Annotated in this window: 21 protein-coding genes; 8 read left to right on the top strand and 13 right to left on the bottom strand. The window is 24.5% G+C overall.

The genetic code is table 11. The features are described from left to right. Nucleotides 1–107: 107 nt before the first annotated feature. Nucleotides 108–716 (bottom strand): sugar O-acetyltransferase, encoded by a 609-nt coding sequence (locus BT993_RS03205; protein ID WP_072593198.1) that lies wholly within the window; start codon nt 714–716, stop codon nt 108–110. A 1058-nt stretch (nt 717–1774) separates the two neighbouring features. Here BT993_RS03205 and BT993_RS03200 point away from each other — a divergent pair. The 7 genes from BT993_RS03200 to BT993_RS03175 all read left to right on the top strand — a co-directional run bounded on the left by BT993_RS03200 (nt 1775) and on the right by BT993_RS03175 (nt 7328). Then, nucleotides 1775–3397 (top strand): ABC transporter substrate-binding protein, encoded by a 1623-nt coding sequence (locus tag BT993_RS03200; RefSeq protein WP_072593197.1) that lies wholly within the window; start codon nt 1775–1777, stop codon nt 3395–3397. Nucleotides 3398–3467: 70 nt separating this feature from the next. After that, nucleotides 3468–4442 carry an ABC transporter permease gene (locus BT993_RS03195; protein ID WP_072593196.1) on the top strand — a complete coding sequence of 325 codons (975 nt, stop codon included), beginning with the start codon at nt 3468–3470 and terminating at the stop codon, nt 4440–4442. 1 nt (nt 4443) lies between these two features. Continuing rightward, on the top strand, nt 4444–5265 hold the full coding sequence (locus BT993_RS03190; RefSeq protein WP_072593195.1) for an ABC transporter permease: 822 nt from the start codon (nt 4444–4446) through the stop codon (nt 5263–5265). Nucleotides 5266–5276: 11 nt separating this feature from the next. After that, a complete protein-coding gene (locus BT993_RS03185) occupies nt 5277–6074 on the top strand; it encodes an ATP-binding cassette domain-containing protein (protein ID WP_072593194.1) in 798 nt (265 codons plus the stop codon). Beyond that, nucleotides 6074–6703 carry an ABC transporter ATP-binding protein gene (locus BT993_RS03180; protein ID WP_072593193.1) on the top strand — a complete coding sequence of 210 codons (630 nt, stop codon included), beginning with the start codon at nt 6074–6076 and terminating at the stop codon, nt 6701–6703. Before BT993_RS03185 ends, BT993_RS03180 begins: the two co-directional genes overlap by 1 nt. A gap of 111 nt (nt 6704–6814) precedes the next feature. Further along, a complete protein-coding gene (locus BT993_RS07560) occupies nt 6815–6937 on the top strand; it encodes a hypothetical protein (protein WP_279625209.1) in 123 nt (40 codons plus the stop codon). Between the two features lie 43 nt (nt 6938–6980). Further along, a complete protein-coding gene (locus tag BT993_RS03175; RefSeq protein ID WP_072593192.1) occupies nt 6981–7328 on the top strand; it encodes a hypothetical protein in 348 nt (115 codons plus the stop codon). 61 nt (nt 7329–7389) lie between these two features. Here the strand turns inward: BT993_RS03175 and BT993_RS03170 are convergent, their stop codons facing one another. The 7 genes from BT993_RS03170 to BT993_RS03140 all read right to left on the bottom strand — a co-directional run bounded on the left by BT993_RS03170 (nt 7390) and on the right by BT993_RS03140 (nt 14658). Then, on the bottom strand, nt 7390–8130 hold the full coding sequence (locus tag BT993_RS03170; protein WP_072593191.1) for an ABC transporter permease: 741 nt from the start codon (nt 8128–8130) through the stop codon (nt 7390–7392). Next, on the bottom strand, nt 8123–8770 hold the full coding sequence (locus tag BT993_RS03165; RefSeq protein WP_072593190.1) for an ATP-binding cassette domain-containing protein: 648 nt from the start codon (nt 8768–8770) through the stop codon (nt 8123–8125). The genes BT993_RS03170 and BT993_RS03165 overlap by 8 nt, the downstream gene beginning before the upstream one ends. A gap of 147 nt (nt 8771–8917) precedes the next feature. Next, nucleotides 8918–9319, bottom strand: coding sequence for a transcription antitermination factor NusB (gene nusB, locus BT993_RS03160; RefSeq protein ID WP_072593189.1), 402 nt, complete (start codon nt 9317–9319; stop codon nt 8918–8920). 13 nt (nt 9320–9332) lie between these two features. Then, on the bottom strand, nt 9333–9923 hold the full coding sequence (locus tag BT993_RS03155; protein ID WP_072593188.1) for an Asp23/Gls24 family envelope stress response protein: 591 nt from the start codon (nt 9921–9923) through the stop codon (nt 9333–9335). Further along, nucleotides 9916–10284 (bottom strand): Asp23/Gls24 family envelope stress response protein, encoded by a 369-nt coding sequence (locus BT993_RS03150; protein ID WP_072593187.1) that lies wholly within the window; start codon nt 10282–10284, stop codon nt 9916–9918. The genes BT993_RS03155 and BT993_RS03150 overlap by 8 nt, the downstream gene beginning before the upstream one ends. Nucleotides 10285–10338: 54 nt before the next feature. Next, complete coding sequence (locus BT993_RS03145; RefSeq protein ID WP_072593186.1) at nt 10339–13530, bottom strand: DNA polymerase III subunit alpha; 3192 nt, start codon at nt 13528–13530, stop codon at nt 10339–10341. A 12-nt stretch (nt 13531–13542) separates the two neighbouring features. Beyond that, nucleotides 13543–14658, bottom strand: coding sequence for a cysteine desulfurase family protein (locus tag BT993_RS03140; RefSeq protein ID WP_012859454.1), 1116 nt, complete (start codon nt 14656–14658; stop codon nt 13543–13545). Between the two features lie 144 nt (nt 14659–14802). Between BT993_RS03140 and BT993_RS03135 the strand changes: the two genes are divergently transcribed. Further along, the gene (locus BT993_RS03135) at nt 14803–15045 is read left to right on the top strand and encodes a DUF1294 domain-containing protein (RefSeq protein ID WP_012859455.1); all 243 of its coding nucleotides are present in this window, start codon (nt 14803–14805) and stop codon (nt 15043–15045) included. A 40-nt stretch (nt 15046–15085) separates the two neighbouring features. Here BT993_RS03135 and BT993_RS07325 read toward each other — a convergent pair whose 3' ends face one another. The 5 genes from BT993_RS07325 to rpsF form a co-directional block, all read right to left on the bottom strand. Next, on the bottom strand, nt 15086–15235 hold the full coding sequence (locus tag BT993_RS07325; protein ID WP_012859456.1) for a hypothetical protein: 150 nt from the start codon (nt 15233–15235) through the stop codon (nt 15086–15088). A gap of 12 nt (nt 15236–15247) precedes the next feature. After that, nucleotides 15248–17215, bottom strand: coding sequence for a hypothetical protein (locus tag BT993_RS03130; protein WP_072593185.1), 1968 nt, complete (start codon nt 17213–17215; stop codon nt 15248–15250). 183 nt (nt 17216–17398) lie between these two features. Next, nucleotides 17399–17632 carry a 30S ribosomal protein S18 gene (gene rpsR, locus BT993_RS03125; RefSeq protein WP_012859458.1) on the bottom strand — a complete coding sequence of 78 codons (234 nt, stop codon included), beginning with the start codon at nt 17630–17632 and terminating at the stop codon, nt 17399–17401. A gap of 16 nt (nt 17633–17648) precedes the next feature. Next, nucleotides 17649–18053, bottom strand: a complete 405-nt coding sequence (locus BT993_RS03120) for a single-stranded DNA-binding protein (protein ID WP_072593184.1) — start codon at nt 18051–18053, stop codon at nt 17649–17651. 31 nt (nt 18054–18084) lie between these two features. Next, nucleotides 18085–18366: a 30S ribosomal protein S6 gene (gene rpsF, locus BT993_RS03115; RefSeq protein WP_072593183.1), complete on the bottom strand. Its 282-nt coding sequence runs from the start codon at nt 18364–18366 to the stop codon at nt 18085–18087. Nucleotides 18367–18499 lie beyond the last annotated feature (133 nt).

Genomic DNA, 18499 nt, shown 5'->3' with positions numbered 1-18499 from the left:
TATATATTGTATTGTATATCATATATTTTATATATAGAATAACACACAAAATATTTGTTTTAAAGAGGGGGGATATAAAATATTTTATTATTTAATAGGTCGATAACTTATTTTATCTTATTTTCTTCACTTAAGAGTTCATTTACAATACTATCTTGTTCTGTAATTTTACGTAATACCTTACATGGATTTCCTATTGCAATAACACTATCTGGAATATCTTTTGTAACAATACTTTTAGCTCCAATTACAGAATTTGAGCCTATAGTTACACCAGGAAGTATGGTAACATCTGCTCCAATCCACACATTATCTCCAATAGTTATAGGTTTGGCTTTTTCTAATCCTTTGTTTCTTTCATTTGCAAGTAATGGATGAATTGCTGTATACATACCACAATTGGGACCAATAAAACAATGAGTTCCAATTTTAATAGTTGCACAATCCATAAGATAAGCATTATGATTAATAAATGTAAAATCTCCAATAACACAGTTATATCCATAATCTGTATAAAAAGGAGATAATATAGTAATGTCTTTCCCTTTGTTCGGTAACAGATTTTTCATAATATCTTCTCGTTTTTCTATTTCTTTTGGATTTGTTTGATTAAGAGAAAAACATAGTGATTCAGCTTCTATTCTTTTATCTAGTAATTCCTTATCATAATTTGCATCATACCAAAATCCATGTTCTAATTTCTCACGTTCTGTCATTTTACTGCTCCTTTAAATTATATTACTTTTTGATACATTTCTTTTCGTTTTTATTAATATAGTATAACATGATTTTTCAATATATTGTTATTACAAGTTATTTTTTTAACTGTTGATAAATAGTACCTTTGAAGTTATAATGATATTGAAATAAAAATAGATTGGAGGGGATTATTATATTAAAATTTAAAAAAATATTTTTAGTCGACTTAATTGCTATTTCTTTAATTGTTGGAATACATGTTTGGATTTTACCACTATATATTAATACATGGTATATTGAAGATATAGCCTTTTTTTAATGTTATTAATGTATCATGTTATAAGACCCTTTATAGCAAAAAAAATTTAAACTTTAAATTCTATACACCTAAAATCTACAAAGATTAAAGGTGTATTTTTTTCCTATAATTTAATATTCTTCAATTAATTCGCTACATATTATGAAATGTTTTTAACCAATATTATTATGTTAATTATATAACTTAGCCTCTCTATTACACAAAATGTAAAGTGAAATTTTATAATTATAAGAAAAATCATATATAATTTAATTTTTTATTCCAACTTACAGAATTGTAGAAATTGCTCTAAATCAAGTTTTTTGTGACTTATAGAAAATTAGGACTTAAAATATTACTAGAAAAATATATAGAAGACTTTTCAAATAAATATTAATTTATATGAACTTAAGGAAAAGGCATACTAATACTTAAGGGGAAAAGACCCTCAATTTAAGGTTGTATAAAAATATGAATTTATTGGAGTTTAAAACATAAGCTTCAATTTTTTTTATTTAAAAGGAGAGATTCCCAAAAATTTAGAAATTCTCTCCTCTATTTTGGGCTATTTCGGAACAGCCCCTTTTTTAATCAGTCTTCTTATTTCTCCCTCACATATTTTAGTAAATTTGTCATATTATTTTTATTTCAGTGTATTTTATATACTTTGATTATCAAAATAAAAATGTTGAAAATATAATTAAAATGATATATAATGATGTATAGTTCTCTAATATTTAAAGAACTAAATGTTAAAATTAGTTAAGGAGATTTCTTATGAAAAAATATTTATCACTTTTAATGAGTACTCTATTAGTATTATTACTATTTGCATGCTCAGTTAAAAAAGAAGATGAATCTAAAATTAGAAATAGAAAGGGGAGAGCTACTAACGAACTTGTAATTTCAATGGGTTCAAGAATAACTGAATTTGATCCAAAAGACGGTTTTGGTACACACAATGAAACACATATATTATATAGTTCATTACTTAAAAGAACAGCAGATTTAGAAATTGTTGGCGATTTAGCAAAAAGTTATGAAATATCTGATGATGGTTTAATGTGGACATTTGATTTACATGATAACTTTAAATTTTCAAATGGAGAAGTTGTAACTGCTGATGATGTTAAATTTACATATGAAATGTTAAAAAATGACGGTAGAAATTGGGATTTAACATTTATAGATAAAATAGAAGCACTAAGTAAAACTAAGGTAATCTTTACTTTAAAAGAACCTAGATCTACTTTTGCTTCATCTCAATTAATAGAAATTGGGATTCTACCTAAGGCTCATTACAATGAGAATTTCAAAAAAAATCCTATAGGTTCTGGTCCATATAGATTAGTAGAATACAAACCAAATGAACAAGCTATTTTTGAAGTAAATCCACATTGGCATGGTGAAGAACCACATTTTAAAAAATGGACATGGGTTTTATTAGATGAAAATACAGCACTTGCTGCACTTGAATCAGAAGATGTAGATGTAATTTATGCAACACCTGAATTTGCAGATAAAAAAATTAATGGGGTTAGCTTATTTGACATACCATCAAATGACGTGCGTGGATTATCTCTACCTTATCAAAAAAAGGGAGTTATTGAAAGTTCTCCTAAAGGATATCCAGTTGGAAATGATATTACTAGTGATCCAGCTATAAGAAAGGCACTTAATGTAGGATTAGATAGACAAAAAGTTATTGATACTGTATTAAATGGACATGGTAAACCTGCATATTCTATTGTTGATGATATGCCATTCTGGAATCCTGATTCTATAATTAAAACTAATGATCCTGAAATGGCTAAGAAAATTTTAGATGATGCTGGTTGGAAAGTTGGTACAGATGGAATTAGAGAAAGAAATGGTGTAAAAGCTGAATTTGACTTATACTATGCAACAAAAGATCAATTAAGAACTAATATTGCAATAGAAGCTGCAAACCAAGCCAAAGATTTAGGAATAAATATTAAACTTGTAGGTAGTGATTGGGAAGAAATTATAACAAAAATACATGAAGTTTCTGTTTTATATGGTGGTGGAAGACTTAATCCAGTTCCATTATATGATTCATATCACCCAAATTTAATACATAAATTATGGGGAAATGTAACTTTCTATAACAATCCAAAAGTTACTGAATATTTAGATAAGGCTATTAAGAGTGCAAATCTTGAAGATGCAAATAAATATTGGAAACTTGCTCAATGGGACGGAGAAACTGGTTTATCAATAAAAGGAGATTTACCTAATGTTTGGCTAGTTAGAATAAACCATACTTATTTAGGAGATAGCAGAATTAATGTTGGTAAACAAGGAATACATAGTCATGGACATGCTTGGGGATTAATAGCAAATATTAATGAATGGACATGGGAAGAAAACAATAAATAAAAGAAAAATAAAAGTTGGTTTATTTTAAAGTTAATTTTAAGATAAATCAACTTTTTCAAGGAGAAAATAAATGAATAAAAAATATATAGTTTTTATTTTTAAAAAACTTTTACGATTAATATTTTTACTTTTTGGAGTTTCTATTCTTTCTTTTATTTTACTTAAATATTCACCAGTAGATCCTGTATTAGCAAGTGTTGATTATGACGTGAGTTTAACAAAAGAGCAATATGATAAAATAGCTGAATATTATGGATTAAATAAATCTATATTTACTCAATATTTCATATGGCTTAAAAATTTTATAACAGGAAATTGGGGAAATTCATTAATATATAGTAAGCCCGTTATAGAAATTGTTCGTAACAGAGCAATGGCTTCATTTGCTCTAATGGGTATATCATGGGTCTTATCAGGAGTTATAGGGTTTATTTTAGGTACTCTTTCTGCATTTAAATTAGGTAAAATATTCGATAAAATTATAAAAATATTTTCATTTATACAAGCAAGTGTACCTACTTTTTGGATGGGACTTATATTTCTACTTATATTTTCTGCACAATTAAAGTGGTTCCCAATAGGATTATCTTCTCCTATAGGGGTTATAAGTACTGAAGTTTCTTTCATTGAAAAAATAAGGCATTTAATACTTCCAGCATTCACATTAAGTATACTTGGGATTGCAAATGTTACACTACATACAAGAGAAAAGATGATAGATGTATTAAATAGTGAATATGTAACTTTTGCAAAAGCAAGGGGTGAAAATGATTTTGAAATATTTAAAAATCATTGTATAAGAAATGCAATAACACCAGCAATAACATTACACTTTTCATACTTTGGAGAACTATTTGGTGGTTCTGTACTGGCTGAACAAGTATTTTCATATTCTGGACTTGGTTCTACATTAACACAGGCTGGCTTAAAGGGAGATAGTCCTCTTCTTTTAGCAATTGTTATTATTGGAGCAGTATTTGTATTTTTAGGTAATATGTTATCTGATATATTAAATAAGATTTTAATGCCAAATTTAAGGAGGTAAAATGAAATTAGATGCAAGAATAAAAGTAGTTATGTCAATCGCATTTTCTATATTTATAATAGCTCTTATATTAATATTAAATATAGCTTTAAGCGATGAAGGATTAAAAACAAATCATGTTATAAGAAATTTACCTCCTACACGTAATTTCATATTTGGAACAGACTCTTTAGGGAGAAATATGTTTGTTAGAACTATAAAAGGTTTAAACTTTTCTTTATTAATAGGAATATTAGGTGCAACAATAAGTGTAAGTATAGCTGTTACTCTAGGAATAATATCAGCTACAAGTAATAAAAAAATTGATTTAATAATAATGTGGTTTGTAGATTTATTTATAGGTATGCCACACATTATTTTCATGATTTTAATATCTTTTTCTGTTGGAAAAGGTGCTAAAGGTATTATTATTGCCACAGCTATAACTCATTGGCCTGCATTAACAAGGGTAATTAGAAATGAAGTTTATAGCATTAAAAATTCAGAATATATTTTACTTTCAAAAAATATGGGTAAAAGTAAATTATTTATTATTAAAAAACATATTTTACCTATAATATTCCCTCAAATTTTCATAGGTTTTGTATTATTGTTCCCACATATCATATTACATGAAGCATCTATGACATTTTTAGGTTTTGGACTATCAGTTCAACAACCATCTATAGGAATAATTCTATCAGAGGCTGCTAAACATATTTCACTTGGAAATTGGTGGTTAGTTGTTCTGCCAGGAATTTCATTAATATTATTAGTAAAATGCTTTGATAATATAGGGGAATCATTAAGGATTTTAAATAATCCTCAAACAAGATACTTATAATAGGAGGGAAAATGAAAGAAACATTGTTAAAAGTAGAAAATTTATCTATTTCTTTTGAACAATATGGTAGAGGATTAAAAAAATTTACTACTACACCCATTAAAGATTTAAATATTGAAATAAAAAAAGGTGAAATATTAGCCATTGTAGGTGCAAGTGGATCAGGTAAGAGTTTATTAGCTCATGCAATTATGGATATATTACCTCCTAATGCCACTATAAATGGAAAAATTTTATATAACAATGAAATTTTAAACAAGGAAAAGATAAAAGAATACAGGGGTGAAAAGATAGCTTTTATTCCACAATCAGTAAATTATTTAGATCCATCAATGAAAGTTAAAAATCAAATAAAGATTGGATTAAGAAATATAAGTTGTGAAGAAAAAACAAAATTACAAGAAAAATTATTTGAACAATTTGAATTAAATAAAGAAGATGGAGAATTATATCCCTATCAATTATCTGGTGGAATGTTAAGAAGAGTTTTATTTGCAACAAGTATAAAAGATAATACCGAACTTATAATAGCTGATGAGCCAACTCCAGGTATACATCAAGCTGTACTAGATAAAGTTTTAAAACAATTAAGAGATTTTGCAAATTCTGGAATTAGTGTAATACTTATTACACATGATATAATTTCTGCCATAAAAATAGCAGATAGAATTACTGTTTTTAAAGATGGAGAAACAATTGAAACAGTTCCAAGTACATTCTTTAGTGGTAATGGTGAAAATTTAAAAGAAGAATATTCAAAAAAATTATGGAATTCATTACCTCAAAATAAGTTTTTGGAGGTTAAATAATGTCATTAAAAGTTAAAGATTTAGGCTTTTGCTATGAAAAAGATAAATGGATATTTAAAGATTTAAATTTTGAACTTAAACAAGGAGAAATTCTTGGAATTTTTGGTTATAGTGGTTGTGGTAAAACAAGTCTAGCTAAGGTGTTATCAGATTTTCAAAATCCAACATGTGGTGAAGTTATTATAGATGATAGGGCTTATCAAGATAATTCTTTTAGAGAAGTACAGTTAATTTATCAGCACCCAGAAAAAATAATGAATCCATTATGGCAAATGAAAGATATACTTAATGAAAGTTATGAACCAGACCAGGAATTATTAGAACTTTTTGGAATTAAAGATGAATGGTTAAATAGGTATCCTATAGAACTATCTGGTGGAGAATTACAAAGATTTTCTATTGTTAGAGCTTTTAATCCAAAGGTAAAATATTTAATAGCTGACGAGATGACAACCATGTTAGATGGTGTTACACAGGAATTTATATGGAAAAATTTTCTTAAGATTGTAAAAGAGAGAAATATAGGGCTTATTATAATAAGTCATGAGAAAGATATCATAGAGAAGATTTGTGATAAATGTTTATATATGGATACTAATACTATAGTAGATATTAAAAAAGGAAAATAAAAAATTTTAACAATCATTTATATTATCAATAATATTATTAAATATATAGTTTACATATTAACAATATATATGATATGATTTTAGTATAAATATTAAGGAGGGAAGCATTTTATGAAAAAAGCAAAGATAAACATGTTGTATTATCTTTTAAATTTAGTGCCAATATATTTTCTATATACTTTAAATGGTAAAAATAAATTAGACATTTTTGGCTTCATTAGTATTAATTATTAATATATACTTATTGTATTTGGAATTTTTTAAGATAAGACATTCTATGAAGTCTAAGAAAAATGACTACAGTGAAATTTTTCTTTATAGTTTCTATTTCCTATCAATTTTAGGATTATTATTTGGTATGTATTTTAAAGAAATTAAATCTATTGAGATAGGTTTTTCCATATTTTTACTAGGAACAATTTTTGTTAATCAAGGAACTATATATTATGATGATAAAATATTAATTTTAGGTTTCTTAAAAATAAATATAGAAAACATTTCAGATGTTGAAATAGAGAATAAAAAAGTATTAATTAAATATGAAAATGGAATGGAAAGAAAAATAAATTTCCTATCTCAATTAAGTAGTCAAAACTTCTTTAATTTTTTAAAAAAATTAAGTTAATACAAAAAGGTGATTAAGAATTTAAAAAATTTCTTGAATCACCTCTTCTTTTTATATTTGATTATAATTTTGCTTTTCTTATACTTATTTTCATAATAATAACAAGTAATACTGTATAAACTAGATATTTTATTAGAAAATATACTTTATCTATATCAATACCTCTCCAGTATGAACCTAACTGTTGTATTATATCATTTGTTGGAATTACAAATTTAAAACTCTCTATAATCTCTGGTAAATTCTTAACTGGCATCATTGCATTAGAAAGTATTAAAAAAATAAACATAATTGTAAGTCCAATAGATTGTACCATCATATTATTTTTAGTAATAATTGTAATGATAGTTCCTATTAAAAACATAGGTAATGAAGCTAATATATACAATGTAAAAAACATGAATGTAACTTCAAAACTTGGAAATTCTAAACCAAATGTCATAATAGCAAAAAGGCTAATTATGATTATTTGAAGTAGCATTAATAAAAAATATAGCACAATTTTAGATATAAATACCATGGGTAGTGATATATCAAATAGTTTGTATCTCAAAAACACACCACTTTCATATTCTTTTGAAATACTAGCTGGGAATGTTAGTAACGCTAAAGGTGTTATACCTAATGCTAGTGATACAGGGAAATATTCCTGAATAGCCATTTTTTGGTATTCTAATGGTAATGAATTAATTATAAAATACATTGTAATAAGAGGAAAAATAAAAGAAAAAAATAATCCTAAAATAGTTTTCTGCAAATTCCGTAATTCAATAATAATTACTTGAATTGGTCTATTAAACATAATTTTTCCCCTCCTTGATAAAATTTTTCAAGAAATCTTCAGTATTTAATTGTTTAGATACTTTCCCTTTTTCTAAAACTATAACTTCATCACACAAGTATTTAATTTCTTCTAAATAATGTGAAACAATAATTAATCCTATACCCATTTTATCTATATGATTTTTTAGATATTCTAATAATTTCATTCTTGTAGAATAATCTAATCCTGTAGTTATCTCATCTACAATTAATAATTTATGAGGTTTTGAGAATATTAAAATTAAATTCAATTTTTGCAATTCTCCACCACTTAACGAGCCTATTTTTTTATTCAAATTATGTTCAAAGTTGAAAATTCTAAATAATTCAGACAAACATGACAATTCTTGTTTATCTAATACCAATCTAATTATGTCTTTAACCTTAGCATAAGGTGGGTAATTATTATTTTGTAGCAAAACCTGTATTTGATTATTGCTCATCAAATCAGATATGCTCCCATTATAATCTTCAATACCTAATATACATTTTATAAATGTAGTTTTTCCTGCACAATTTTCTCCAAATATAGCTATACTTTTTGAAACATCAATATCAAGGCTATCTATTTTCAATATCTCTATGTTACTCTTTTTAACTAATAAATTATTGATTTTCATAACTATATTTCTCCTTTATTCTATCAAATTATTCTCATAACCGATTATATTTATTAAAATGTATAGCATCATTTAAATACTCCTGAGCCTTGTAGTATATCTACACAAATCCTACATAATATTTATCATTTATTTCACAAAACCCTTTTATTTTTCTATACTTTTAATTAAATCTGCTAAAATACCGTTTATAAAAGTTTTAGTTTTTTCATCTCCATATATTTTAGATAATTCTACGGCTTCATTTATCACTATTTCATGACCTACTTTTTCAAATAATATTTCAAAAAAAGCCATTTTAAGTATTACTTTTTCTGGTGTTGCCAGTCTTGAAAAAGTCCAACCTTTTATCTTTTCTTTTACCTTTTCTATTATTTCAGTTTCATTTAACATAAAATTATTTAAATAATTTTCTAAAAATTCTCTTTTAGCATTACTAATTTTTAAAGTTTCAAGCACTTCATTTTTTCTTAATATAATATCAGAATTAACTACTTCATGCTCAAATAATATTTTGAAAATTTCATCTCTTATTTCCCTTTGGGTCATTCCTATCTCCAATCTAAAATTCTGGTGTTGTTTCAACTATTTCTTCATCTGTTAATTCACTTAAAGATACATCTTCTACAGTAACTGTGTCAAATATTTTTTCTTGATTTATCTTAACAATTTTAAGACTTACATCTTTAACTACTACTCCTGTCATAAGAACTATGTATTCTTTCAACTCATTTTGTATAACTGATAATCTATCATTTAAGTTTTCTATATTATATGTTTCAACATTTACACTAATTAATATCTTTGAAAAATATGAATAAGAAACTACTTTAGCTGTTTTAATTAAAGGTTTTTGTTCTAAAAATACCTTAGATATTTCATTAATTGTATTTAAATCTACTTCTATTTTCCCGTTTTTACCTTGAGATTTCACTGCTTTAGGTTTTTTAAATAATTTTTCTAATAGAGATAATAATAAAATTATTAAATATCCTATAGCTAAAAATCCAACAAATCTTAAATATTCTATATATGGTATTACTTCATTAAAATATACTGTATCAAAAAATGTATCTGAAATAGTCATAAATCCTAAAATTGGTAAACTTAATAAAACTAATACCTTAATTAAACTTGATAAAAATCTAAACATTTGCTTCCTCCTTATTTACTTTCACTATATTAGTTACATTAACATTTACTTCATTTACTCTTATTTCTGTTAATTTTTCAACATTTGTTTTAATAATTTCTTGGAATGTTTTAACAACTTCAACTATATTTTTACCAAATTCTACAACTATTCCTAAATCTATTACACATTCTGTTTCACCTAATTCTACATCTATAAATTTAACATTTCCTAATTTAGTTAAATTTTTTAACATATTTATACCTTGAGTTTTACTTGTTTTATCAGAAATTCCTACGACTCCATCAACCTCTGAAACACTTTCTAAAACTATATCGCTTATCACACTTGGAGATATTTCAATTCTACCAAAATTATTCATATTAGTCCTCCTATTTTTACTTATATCTTATTATATCAATTGAATATTCTTTATTCAAGTTTTTATTTGTAGTCTAACATTTTCTTGTCCTAGAAGAGATATCATTTTTTCTATAAATTCTTTACTTAAATTAATTTGTTTTACATTCTTTTTATTATTTACTCCAAAATATATATTCAATGTATCATTTCCTCTATGTTTTAATATATACTCCTTAAACTCTTCTTTATATTCAAAATCTTCATTTATTTTTACACTAATATTATATTTTGAAAAATCATTTATTCCAAAAATATCAGATATGTTATATTTATTATTTTCCATTCTATTTGCCTTAAAGCATACTATATTTCCTTTTTGTATTACTTTAGAAAACTTCATATATTCTTTAGGAAATATTAAATATTCTTTACTTCCCTCAAGTGTTAAAATGTTTACTATATTCATAATTTCATTTTTCTTAGTAACCTTACTATTTTCAGACTCTATGTAGCCTATAACATATTCATTGCTCTTAAATATATTATACACAACTTCATTTTTTAATATTTGTGTATTTCTCATACTTAATTTAACATATTCTTTTTCAAACTTTATTATATCATCATTACTCATTTCATCAGTTTCTAGCCACTCATATTCTTCTATTTCCATATTCATATTTAAGAAAAGTGATGAATATATATCAGTTTGTGATTTATTCTTTTTATCAACCCATTTAATAATATCTTGTAAATTAACTATTAATTTTTTTCTTCCTATATTAAATTCATCAAAAGCACCAGAATAAATTAAACCCTCAAGATTACTCTTATTTAAAAATCTACATCTACTTATGAAATCAAAAATATCTGTAAATTCTCCATTTTTTTCTCTTTCTTCCACTACTTCTCTTGCCGTTTTTTCTGACATTTCTTTAAGAGAACTTAAAGGTATTCTTATTCCCTTTTCTTCTATCTCAAATTCAGCCGTTGATTTATTTATACTAGGTGGATACATTTCAATATTTCTTTTAATCATTTCAGCATAACTATTTACTAATTTCTTTTCTACTTTAAGTTCAGTAGTCAAAAGACTTGCAAAAAATTCTTTTGGATACTTCGCTTTTAAATATGCAGTCTGATAAGTAATATTTGCATAACTTATAGCATGGGCTTTATTAAATCCATAATTTCCAAAATTATCTATTAAATCATATATTTTTTCTGCCCTGTATTTAGGTATAGTAGCATTTTCTATAAATGTTTTTCTATTTTGTTTTAATAATTCTACATTTTTCTTTCCTATAGCCTTTCTTAACTCATCAGCTTTAGCTAAGCTATATCCAGATATTTTTTGAGCTATTTGCATTACCTGTTCTTGATAAACTAATACACCATATGTAGAAGATAATATATCTTCAAGAATAGGATCTGTATACTTAATTTTAATATCCTTATTATTTTTCATAACAATTAAACTAGGTATTAATCCACTTTCTAAAGGACCAGGTCTATATAGGGCAAGTAATAAGGCGATATCTTCTAAAGAATGTATTTTTAAATTCATTGCAAGTTGAGTAATACCTCTTGATTCACATTGGAATATTCCCATAGTGTTCCCTGTATTTAATAAATTAAATGCTTCTTCATATTCAGGTAAGTTATATATATCTATATCTATATCTTCATTAACTTTCTTAACTACACTTTTTACAATATTTAAATTTTTAAGACCTAAAAGATCCATTTTAAGATATCCTAAAGATTCTAGTACATTAGCCTCAAATTGTATTTGATAATCTTTAGTATAACCGTCATAAATTAAGGGTAGATTTTCTCTCATATCTTCCTTAGTAATTATTACTCCAGCAGCATGAGTAGAACTATTTTTTACCTTACCCTCTATTCTTTTAGCATAATCTATTAATGATTTAATCATTTCTCTACCGTCATATAGGTCATTTAAAGGTTTTTCTTTAGACTCATCTAGTAATTTCCTTATATTCTTTTCAGGTATTTCAAAAACTCTAGCTAAATCTTTTAATGCAAGTGTTGGTTTAAAAGTAGAAAATGTAATAATTTGGCTTACATTCCTACTACCATAAGTCCTTTTAATATATTCTATTAAATCCATTCTTTTTTCTTGCTCTATATCCACATCTATATCAGGCATAGATATTCTTTCAGGATTTAAAAATCTTTCAAAAATCAAACCATATTTTATTGGGTCAAGTTCTGTTATTCCTAGTAAATATGAAATAATTGATCCTGCTGCAGACCCCCTACCAGGACCTATAAATATATCATTTTCTTTAGCATATTTAATAAAATCATGAACTATAAGGAAGTATTTAATATAACCCATTTTATCTATTACATTTAATTCATAATCTATTCTATCTTGAATCTCCTTTGTAATATTAGGGTATTTTATTTTTTTACTCTCCTCAAGTATACTAACTATATATTCTTTTTCATTCAATCCTTTTGGTAATTTAATTAAAGGAAATTCAACATTTTTATTATCTAGTACTGTATCTATATCATTTAATATTTCTTCTCTTGTATTTTCTTGAGTTACAATAAAATGTAATCCATCTTGTTTTTTTTCATTTTGAACTGTTTTTAATGTTCTATTTTCTTTAATAGCTGTAAATATTTTTTGTAATATTTTATCTTCTTTTTCTAAATAATATATTTCATTTACTTCTATACTTTTAACATTTAATTCTTCTACCAATTTATCAAACATAAGTCTTTGATATTCAAACATTTCAAACATAGGTATTTCTAGTATAATATCTAGTTTTTCTGTCATAATTTCCATAAGTTTTTTAACTTTTTTATAATCATTTTTCAAAACATAACTTACAAGTTCTGAATTAACTCCACCACTTAAAATATATATATCTTTACTATGTTCTAATAAGTCATCTAATAAAATATAGTTTCTTTCATATTCTTTTCTTTCATAACTTATTGTCGATAACTTATATATATCTTTTACTCCTTTTTCATTTTTTGCTAGTATTGTAAGAGTATATGTATTTTCATTATCTAAAAATCCTTTTAAATATATTTCTATTCCTATTATTGGAACTATATTATTTTTCTTACAAGCATTATAGAATTTAAGAGTTGCAAACATGCCAAAATCTGTAATAGCTAGTTCTTTTATATTGTTTTCTCTAGCTTTTTGTACATATTCTTCAACACTACCTACACCTTCAAGCAATGAATATTCTGTGTGTATTCTTCTTAGCATGTTTAAACCTCCTTACTTTATTATATCATCTAGCACTTTTATGAAATAATCTATTTCTTCCTTTTTATTTTGTATAGATAAACTTATTCTTATAGATGATTTAGCTTCTTTTTCACTAAGTCCTTGTTCCATTAAAACATTAGATGCTTTCATTGCACCACTTTGACATGCTGAACCTCCTGATAAAAAAATACCTCTCATATCAAATAAAGGTAAAAGATATTCTATATCTTCATCTTTTATTTGTATATTAATAATATGTGGTATAGTATTTTCTGAATTATTTAATATGATCTTATCTCCAAATTTTTCTAAATTTTGTATTAGATAATCTCTTAAATTTTTAATGTATTTAATATTATTTTCTATATTATTTGATAAATATTCATATACCTTAGCAGAAAATATTATAGAATGGACATTTTCTGTTCCTGCTCTTCTATTTTTTTCTTGATGTCCACCATGTATATATTTTTCTATTGAATGTTTAGATGAAATATATGCAAATCCACTACCTTTTGCACCATGAAATTTATGAAAAGAGGCTGAAATAGCATCTACATTAAATAGTGCTAAGTCTAATTTTTCCCTTAATATTAACTGTGTCATATCACTATGAAAAAAAATATTTTTTTCTTTAAGCATATTCCCTATTTCTTCTATAGGCATCCTAACACCAGTTTCATTATTAACTGCCATAACAGTTACAAGTATAGTATCTTCTCTTAAATTTTTTTCTATTTCTTTAGCTTCAATAATCCCTTTATTATTGGGTTTAATATAGCTTAGAGTAAAACCTTTTTCTTCAAGATATTTACAAACATTTAATATACTGAGATGTTCTATAGATGAAGTAATTATATGTCCTTTTCCTTTACTTAATGCTACACCTTTAAGTATCATATTATTAGATTCTGTAGCTCCTGAAGTAAAGAAAATGTCATTAGTTAATACATTGAGATCTTTTGCTATTACTTCTCTTGATTTTTCTAACATATATCTTGTTTTCTTACCAGGACTATGCAATGATGAAGCATTTGCAAAATATGTTGTATATATATTTAATAATTCTTCTTTAAATTCATCTAAAATTTTTGTAGTTGCAGCATTATCTAAATATACTTTCATATTAACCATTCTCCTTTTATTTTAATATATTCTATCATGAAAATATAAAAAAGGATAGTATTAGAGGAAATGATATATGTTTAAATTGAAGTTTAAATTATTTTTTGATAAAATTATATATATTTTTATGAAAGGACATTTTATATGTTTTTATTATTAACGATTAATTTATTTGCATTTATATTTTTTGGAATAGATAAATTTTTTGCAATAAATAATATTTCTCGAATTTCAGAAAAAACATTACTTTCATTATCTTTTTTAGGACCATTTGGAGCTATTATTGGAATGAATTTATTTAGACATAAAACTAAAAAACTTAAATTTAAATCTGTTTATCTATTTCTGTTATTACACTTATTAATTATCTATTATTTAAAATATTAAAAAAGAGAATTTCTAAAGCTACTGAAATTCTCTATATATTTTAATGATTATGTTCCCCATCTACACAGCCACATTCACTATGACTTGAATTTATGAGTTCATCTTTTATATTTTCTTCTTTGTATTCTTGTATAACTGATGAGCAAGAAAATATTGATATAAGTATAAAAGTATAAATAAATTTTTTCATTTTACCTCTTTTCTAAAAAACATATCTCAATTCTATTTTAGGGTTTAAATGTATATGATGTTTTAATTTACTGCCTTTTTTAAGCTTTTTATTTAACTCTAAAGTTGTAGAAAAAGATGTATTTAAATAAAGGTTATCTATCATTTCATATCTTAATGCCACATATGACCTATTAATATATTTAAATGCAAAAGTTAATTTCTTGCTTTCATCTAATATATCTAAGGCTTTTTTTACATTCTCATCTACATTAAATTCATTGTATTTTTCATTATATTTTCTTTCTTCCATATTCTTCTTATTATTTAATTTTGTTAAATCTATAAGTATTTTTGATTTAACACTTGCATATAATCCGTTACCTCTGTATTCTAATAGTTTTTCATATTTTTCTGCAAATTTTTCTTTATCATTAATATTCAATTTATCTGATATTTCTTTAATTTTTTCTTTTCTTTTTTCTCTTGTTTTCTCTCTACTTACCATTAAAAAACTACTATAATTCTTACTACTAATATTATTTTCTTTTTCTAATTTTGCTAATTCTTCAAGTTTTTCTTTAAAATATTCTTCTATTTTATCATATGTTTTTTCTTTTATTTCATCTTTAATTTCTTTTTTTCTATCTTCTAAATCATCTCTTCTACTTTTTTGTTTTTCTAAAGCATTTTCTATTTCTGAAGTAAAATCCTTCTTTTTCTTGTAATCATCAATTTCTTTTTGTTTTTTATCTATATTTTCTTTTAGTTTTTTTAATTCTTCTTCTCTTTTTTTCTTGTCATCTTCTGTTTGATTTTCTAACATATTTTTTATTCTTTGTTTTTCTCCTTCATAAGCATTTTTTCTATTATTATATGCTTGTTCATATACATCTTGATATCTTGCATTAAGAGTAAAATTATTATCCATACCTAATAATAGATTAAACTTTTTATTTAATGGATAAAAATATGTTAAAGTTGTTTTAAGTGTTCCCTCAATTTCATTTATTCCCTTATATACATTAGAACCTAATAATTCTAATTCAAAATTTTTCCTTCCCCTATTATTTTCTTTAACAAATATATCTTGATTTAAGTTTAAATATGTAAATTTTGTTCCTATATTAAAATCAAAATTTTTAATAATTTCTCTTTTTAAGAGAGCATCTAAAACTAGATTTTTACCAGTTATTTTAGAAACTATTTTATTGGCTAAATTACTATGTAAATTACTTTTTCTATAACTTGCTGTAAAATCTATTTTATTATTTAATATATTTAATTTTTTATTTATAGAAAAATAGTTTGAATTATTTCTAAATTTATATTTACCCCCATATTCTGATTCTGCATGTCTAATACTAAATTCAAGTTTAGATAATTCATTTAAATGACCACCATGATTATGCCCATCATCTTCAGAAGATATTTTTGATTGTTTATTCTTCATATCTATCAAATGCCTTGTTTCATCTTCTGTTTTTTTATGCTTATATACCAAAGTTATACCCAAATCTTTTAAAATATATTCAATACCTAACTCTTTTGATAATATTTCATTTTCTATTTTTTCTATATTAAAATTTGTTTTAAGTTTATTATCATATTCTAAAGAAATTTTATGTAAAATATTATTATCTCTTACCTTATGATACACATCATCCCCAATATTATATTTAAATCCATATCCAAATCTTACTTTTTTAAATTCTGGTGTTTTTAAGTTTAAACCTAAGTTATAGTTATATGTATCTATCCTTATTTTATTTGATTTATTCTTATTAATCGCAAATTCCACACCAATATTATCTGAATAACTTAGATTAATTTTAAATGGACTTATTTTTCTTTCAATAACATCATTTAAAAATTCTCTTTTAAAACTATTTTGTAAGAATAACCCCTCTCTATTCTCTTCTATACCAATTTTTATTTCTCCTTTAAAATTAGCCATTAACATTGAAAAAAATAAGAAAAATGATACCAATATTTTCTTCATACTCCCTTAACCTTTCTATATTTAGTATCAGTATTTTACCTTATCAGAAATCATTTTTCAAGTTTTCAAAAACAGTCTTAAACCTTTAAAAACAGGTGTTTTAAAGCAAATTTTATTTTAAAATTTTTCAGTATTAAGTAAAGTGTAAAAAAATAGCTAGATTTTCATCTAGCTAGTTTATTCTTATTTTTCTATTTTTGTATATGGTAATAATGCTATTTGTCTTGATCTTTTAATTGCTTTTGCAATTTTTCTTTGAATCTTAGCATCTAACCCTGTTACTCTTGATGGAGATATTTTCCCTTTATCATTCATAAAGTTCTTTAATAAATCCACATTTTTATAATCTATATCTTCAATTTTGAATTTAACTTTTGGTCTTCTTTTTCTTTTTTTGAATTCAGCAACTGGTTTCATTTCTTCCTCCTATTTTTTAGAATGGGAAGTCATCCTCTTCATCTACAAGAATTTCTTCTTTTGGAGCTTCAAATGATTTACTTTGTGTAAACTCTCTGCTTGCTACATTTGAATCAGATTTTGAATCTATGAATTCAAAGCTATTTAAAATAACATCAGTTGATGTTCTTTTTTCTCCTTCTTTAGTTTCATAGTTGCTTACTGATAATTTTCCTGTAATAAGTATTCTACTTCCTTTTTTAAAATATTGTCCTATAGTTTCTGCTCTTTTTTCCCAAGCTACACAGTTAATAAAGTCAACTTCTTCCCTATTGTTATCTTTTTGAACTGCAATAGAAAATCTTAAATAAGCTTTTCCTGTCCCTGTGTATTGAACTTCAGGATCTCTTGTAAGTCTTCCTAATAATGATACGTAATTCATAATATTTTCCCCCTAATAATTTATTTTAACCTTATAATTTTACTATCATGTATTTCATTAAGTACTCAGATATGTTTAATTTTTTTTCTACTCCTGCTAATTGAACACCGTCCATAGCAAATTTAGTTAATACATAGTATCCATTTTCTTTTTTCTTAATTGGATATGCTAATTTTCTATCTCCCATTATCTCAGTTTTAACTTCAGTTGCTCCAGCTTGTGTTAAGATAGATTCTACTTTCTCAACATTTGCTTTCTTTTCTTCTTCTGTTAATTGAGTTGAAAGAATAAACATAATTTCATAATTTGTCATTTCTTTTTCTCTCCTTCCCTTTGGATTTTGCCCTAGTGGATTACCACAAAGCAGGGTAACTAAATTTTATCATAATTTAAATTAAATTGCAAATATTTTAAACCTAAATTCCAAAACCCTAAATTCCAAAAGT

This window comes from Streptobacillus ratti (assembly GCF_001891165.1).
Lineage (GTDB): Bacteria > Fusobacteriota > Fusobacteriia > Fusobacteriales > Leptotrichiaceae > Streptobacillus > Streptobacillus ratti.
This window is presented reverse-complemented; position numbering and strand designations above follow the sequence as displayed.

Excerpts from the sequence above, each read along its gene's own strand:
- BT993_RS03205 (WP_072593198.1), bottom strand. The coding sequence starts at position 716 with ATGACAGAACGTGAGAAATTAGAACATGGATTTTGGTATGATGCAAAT.
- BT993_RS03200 (WP_072593197.1), top strand. The coding sequence starts at position 1,775 with ATGAAAAAATATTTATCACTTTTAATGAGTACTCTATTAGTATTATTA.
- BT993_RS03195 (WP_072593196.1), top strand. The coding sequence starts at position 3,468 with ATGAATAAAAAATATATAGTTTTTATTTTTAAAAAACTTTTACGATTA.
- BT993_RS03190 (WP_072593195.1), top strand. The coding sequence starts at position 4,444 with ATGAAATTAGATGCAAGAATAAAAGTAGTTATGTCAATCGCATTTTCT.
- BT993_RS03185 (WP_072593194.1), top strand. The coding sequence starts at position 5,277 with ATGAAAGAAACATTGTTAAAAGTAGAAAATTTATCTATTTCTTTTGAA.
- BT993_RS03180 (WP_072593193.1), top strand. The coding sequence starts at position 6,074 with ATGTCATTAAAAGTTAAAGATTTAGGCTTTTGCTATGAAAAAGATAAA.
- BT993_RS07560 (WP_279625209.1), top strand. The coding sequence starts at position 6,815 with ATGAAAAAAGCAAAGATAAACATGTTGTATTATCTTTTAAATTTAGTG.
- BT993_RS03175 (WP_072593192.1), top strand. The coding sequence starts at position 6,981 with ATGAAGTCTAAGAAAAATGACTACAGTGAAATTTTTCTTTATAGTTTC.
- BT993_RS03170 (WP_072593191.1), bottom strand. The coding sequence starts at position 8,130 with ATGTTTAATAGACCAATTCAAGTAATTATTATTGAATTACGGAATTTG.
- BT993_RS03165 (WP_072593190.1), bottom strand. The coding sequence starts at position 8,770 with ATGAAAATCAATAATTTATTAGTTAAAAAGAGTAACATAGAGATATTG.
- nusB (WP_072593189.1), bottom strand. The coding sequence starts at position 9,319 with ATGACCCAAAGGGAAATAAGAGATGAAATTTTCAAAATATTATTTGAG.
- BT993_RS03155 (WP_072593188.1), bottom strand. The coding sequence starts at position 9,923 with ATGTTTAGATTTTTATCAAGTTTAATTAAGGTATTAGTTTTATTAAGT.
- BT993_RS03150 (WP_072593187.1), bottom strand. The coding sequence starts at position 10,284 with ATGAATAATTTTGGTAGAATTGAAATATCTCCAAGTGTGATAAGCGAT.
- BT993_RS03145 (WP_072593186.1), bottom strand. The coding sequence starts at position 13,530 with ATGCTAAGAAGAATACACACAGAATATTCATTGCTTGAAGGTGTAGGT.
- BT993_RS03140 (WP_012859454.1), bottom strand. The coding sequence starts at position 14,658 with ATGAAAGTATATTTAGATAATGCTGCAACTACAAAAATTTTAGATGAA.
- BT993_RS03135 (WP_012859455.1), top strand. The coding sequence starts at position 14,803 with ATGTTTTTATTATTAACGATTAATTTATTTGCATTTATATTTTTTGGA.
- BT993_RS07325 (WP_012859456.1), bottom strand. The coding sequence starts at position 15,235 with ATGAAAAAATTTATTTATACTTTTATACTTATATCAATATTTTCTTGC.
- BT993_RS03130 (WP_072593185.1), bottom strand. The coding sequence starts at position 17,215 with ATGAAGAAAATATTGGTATCATTTTTCTTATTTTTTTCAATGTTAATG.
- rpsR (WP_012859458.1), bottom strand. The coding sequence starts at position 17,632 with ATGAAACCAGTTGCTGAATTCAAAAAAAGAAAAAGAAGACCAAAAGTT.
- BT993_RS03120 (WP_072593184.1), bottom strand. The coding sequence starts at position 18,053 with ATGAATTACGTATCATTATTAGGAAGACTTACAAGAGATCCTGAAGTT.
- rpsF (WP_072593183.1), bottom strand. The coding sequence starts at position 18,366 with ATGACAAATTATGAAATTATGTTTATTCTTTCAACTCAATTAACAGAA.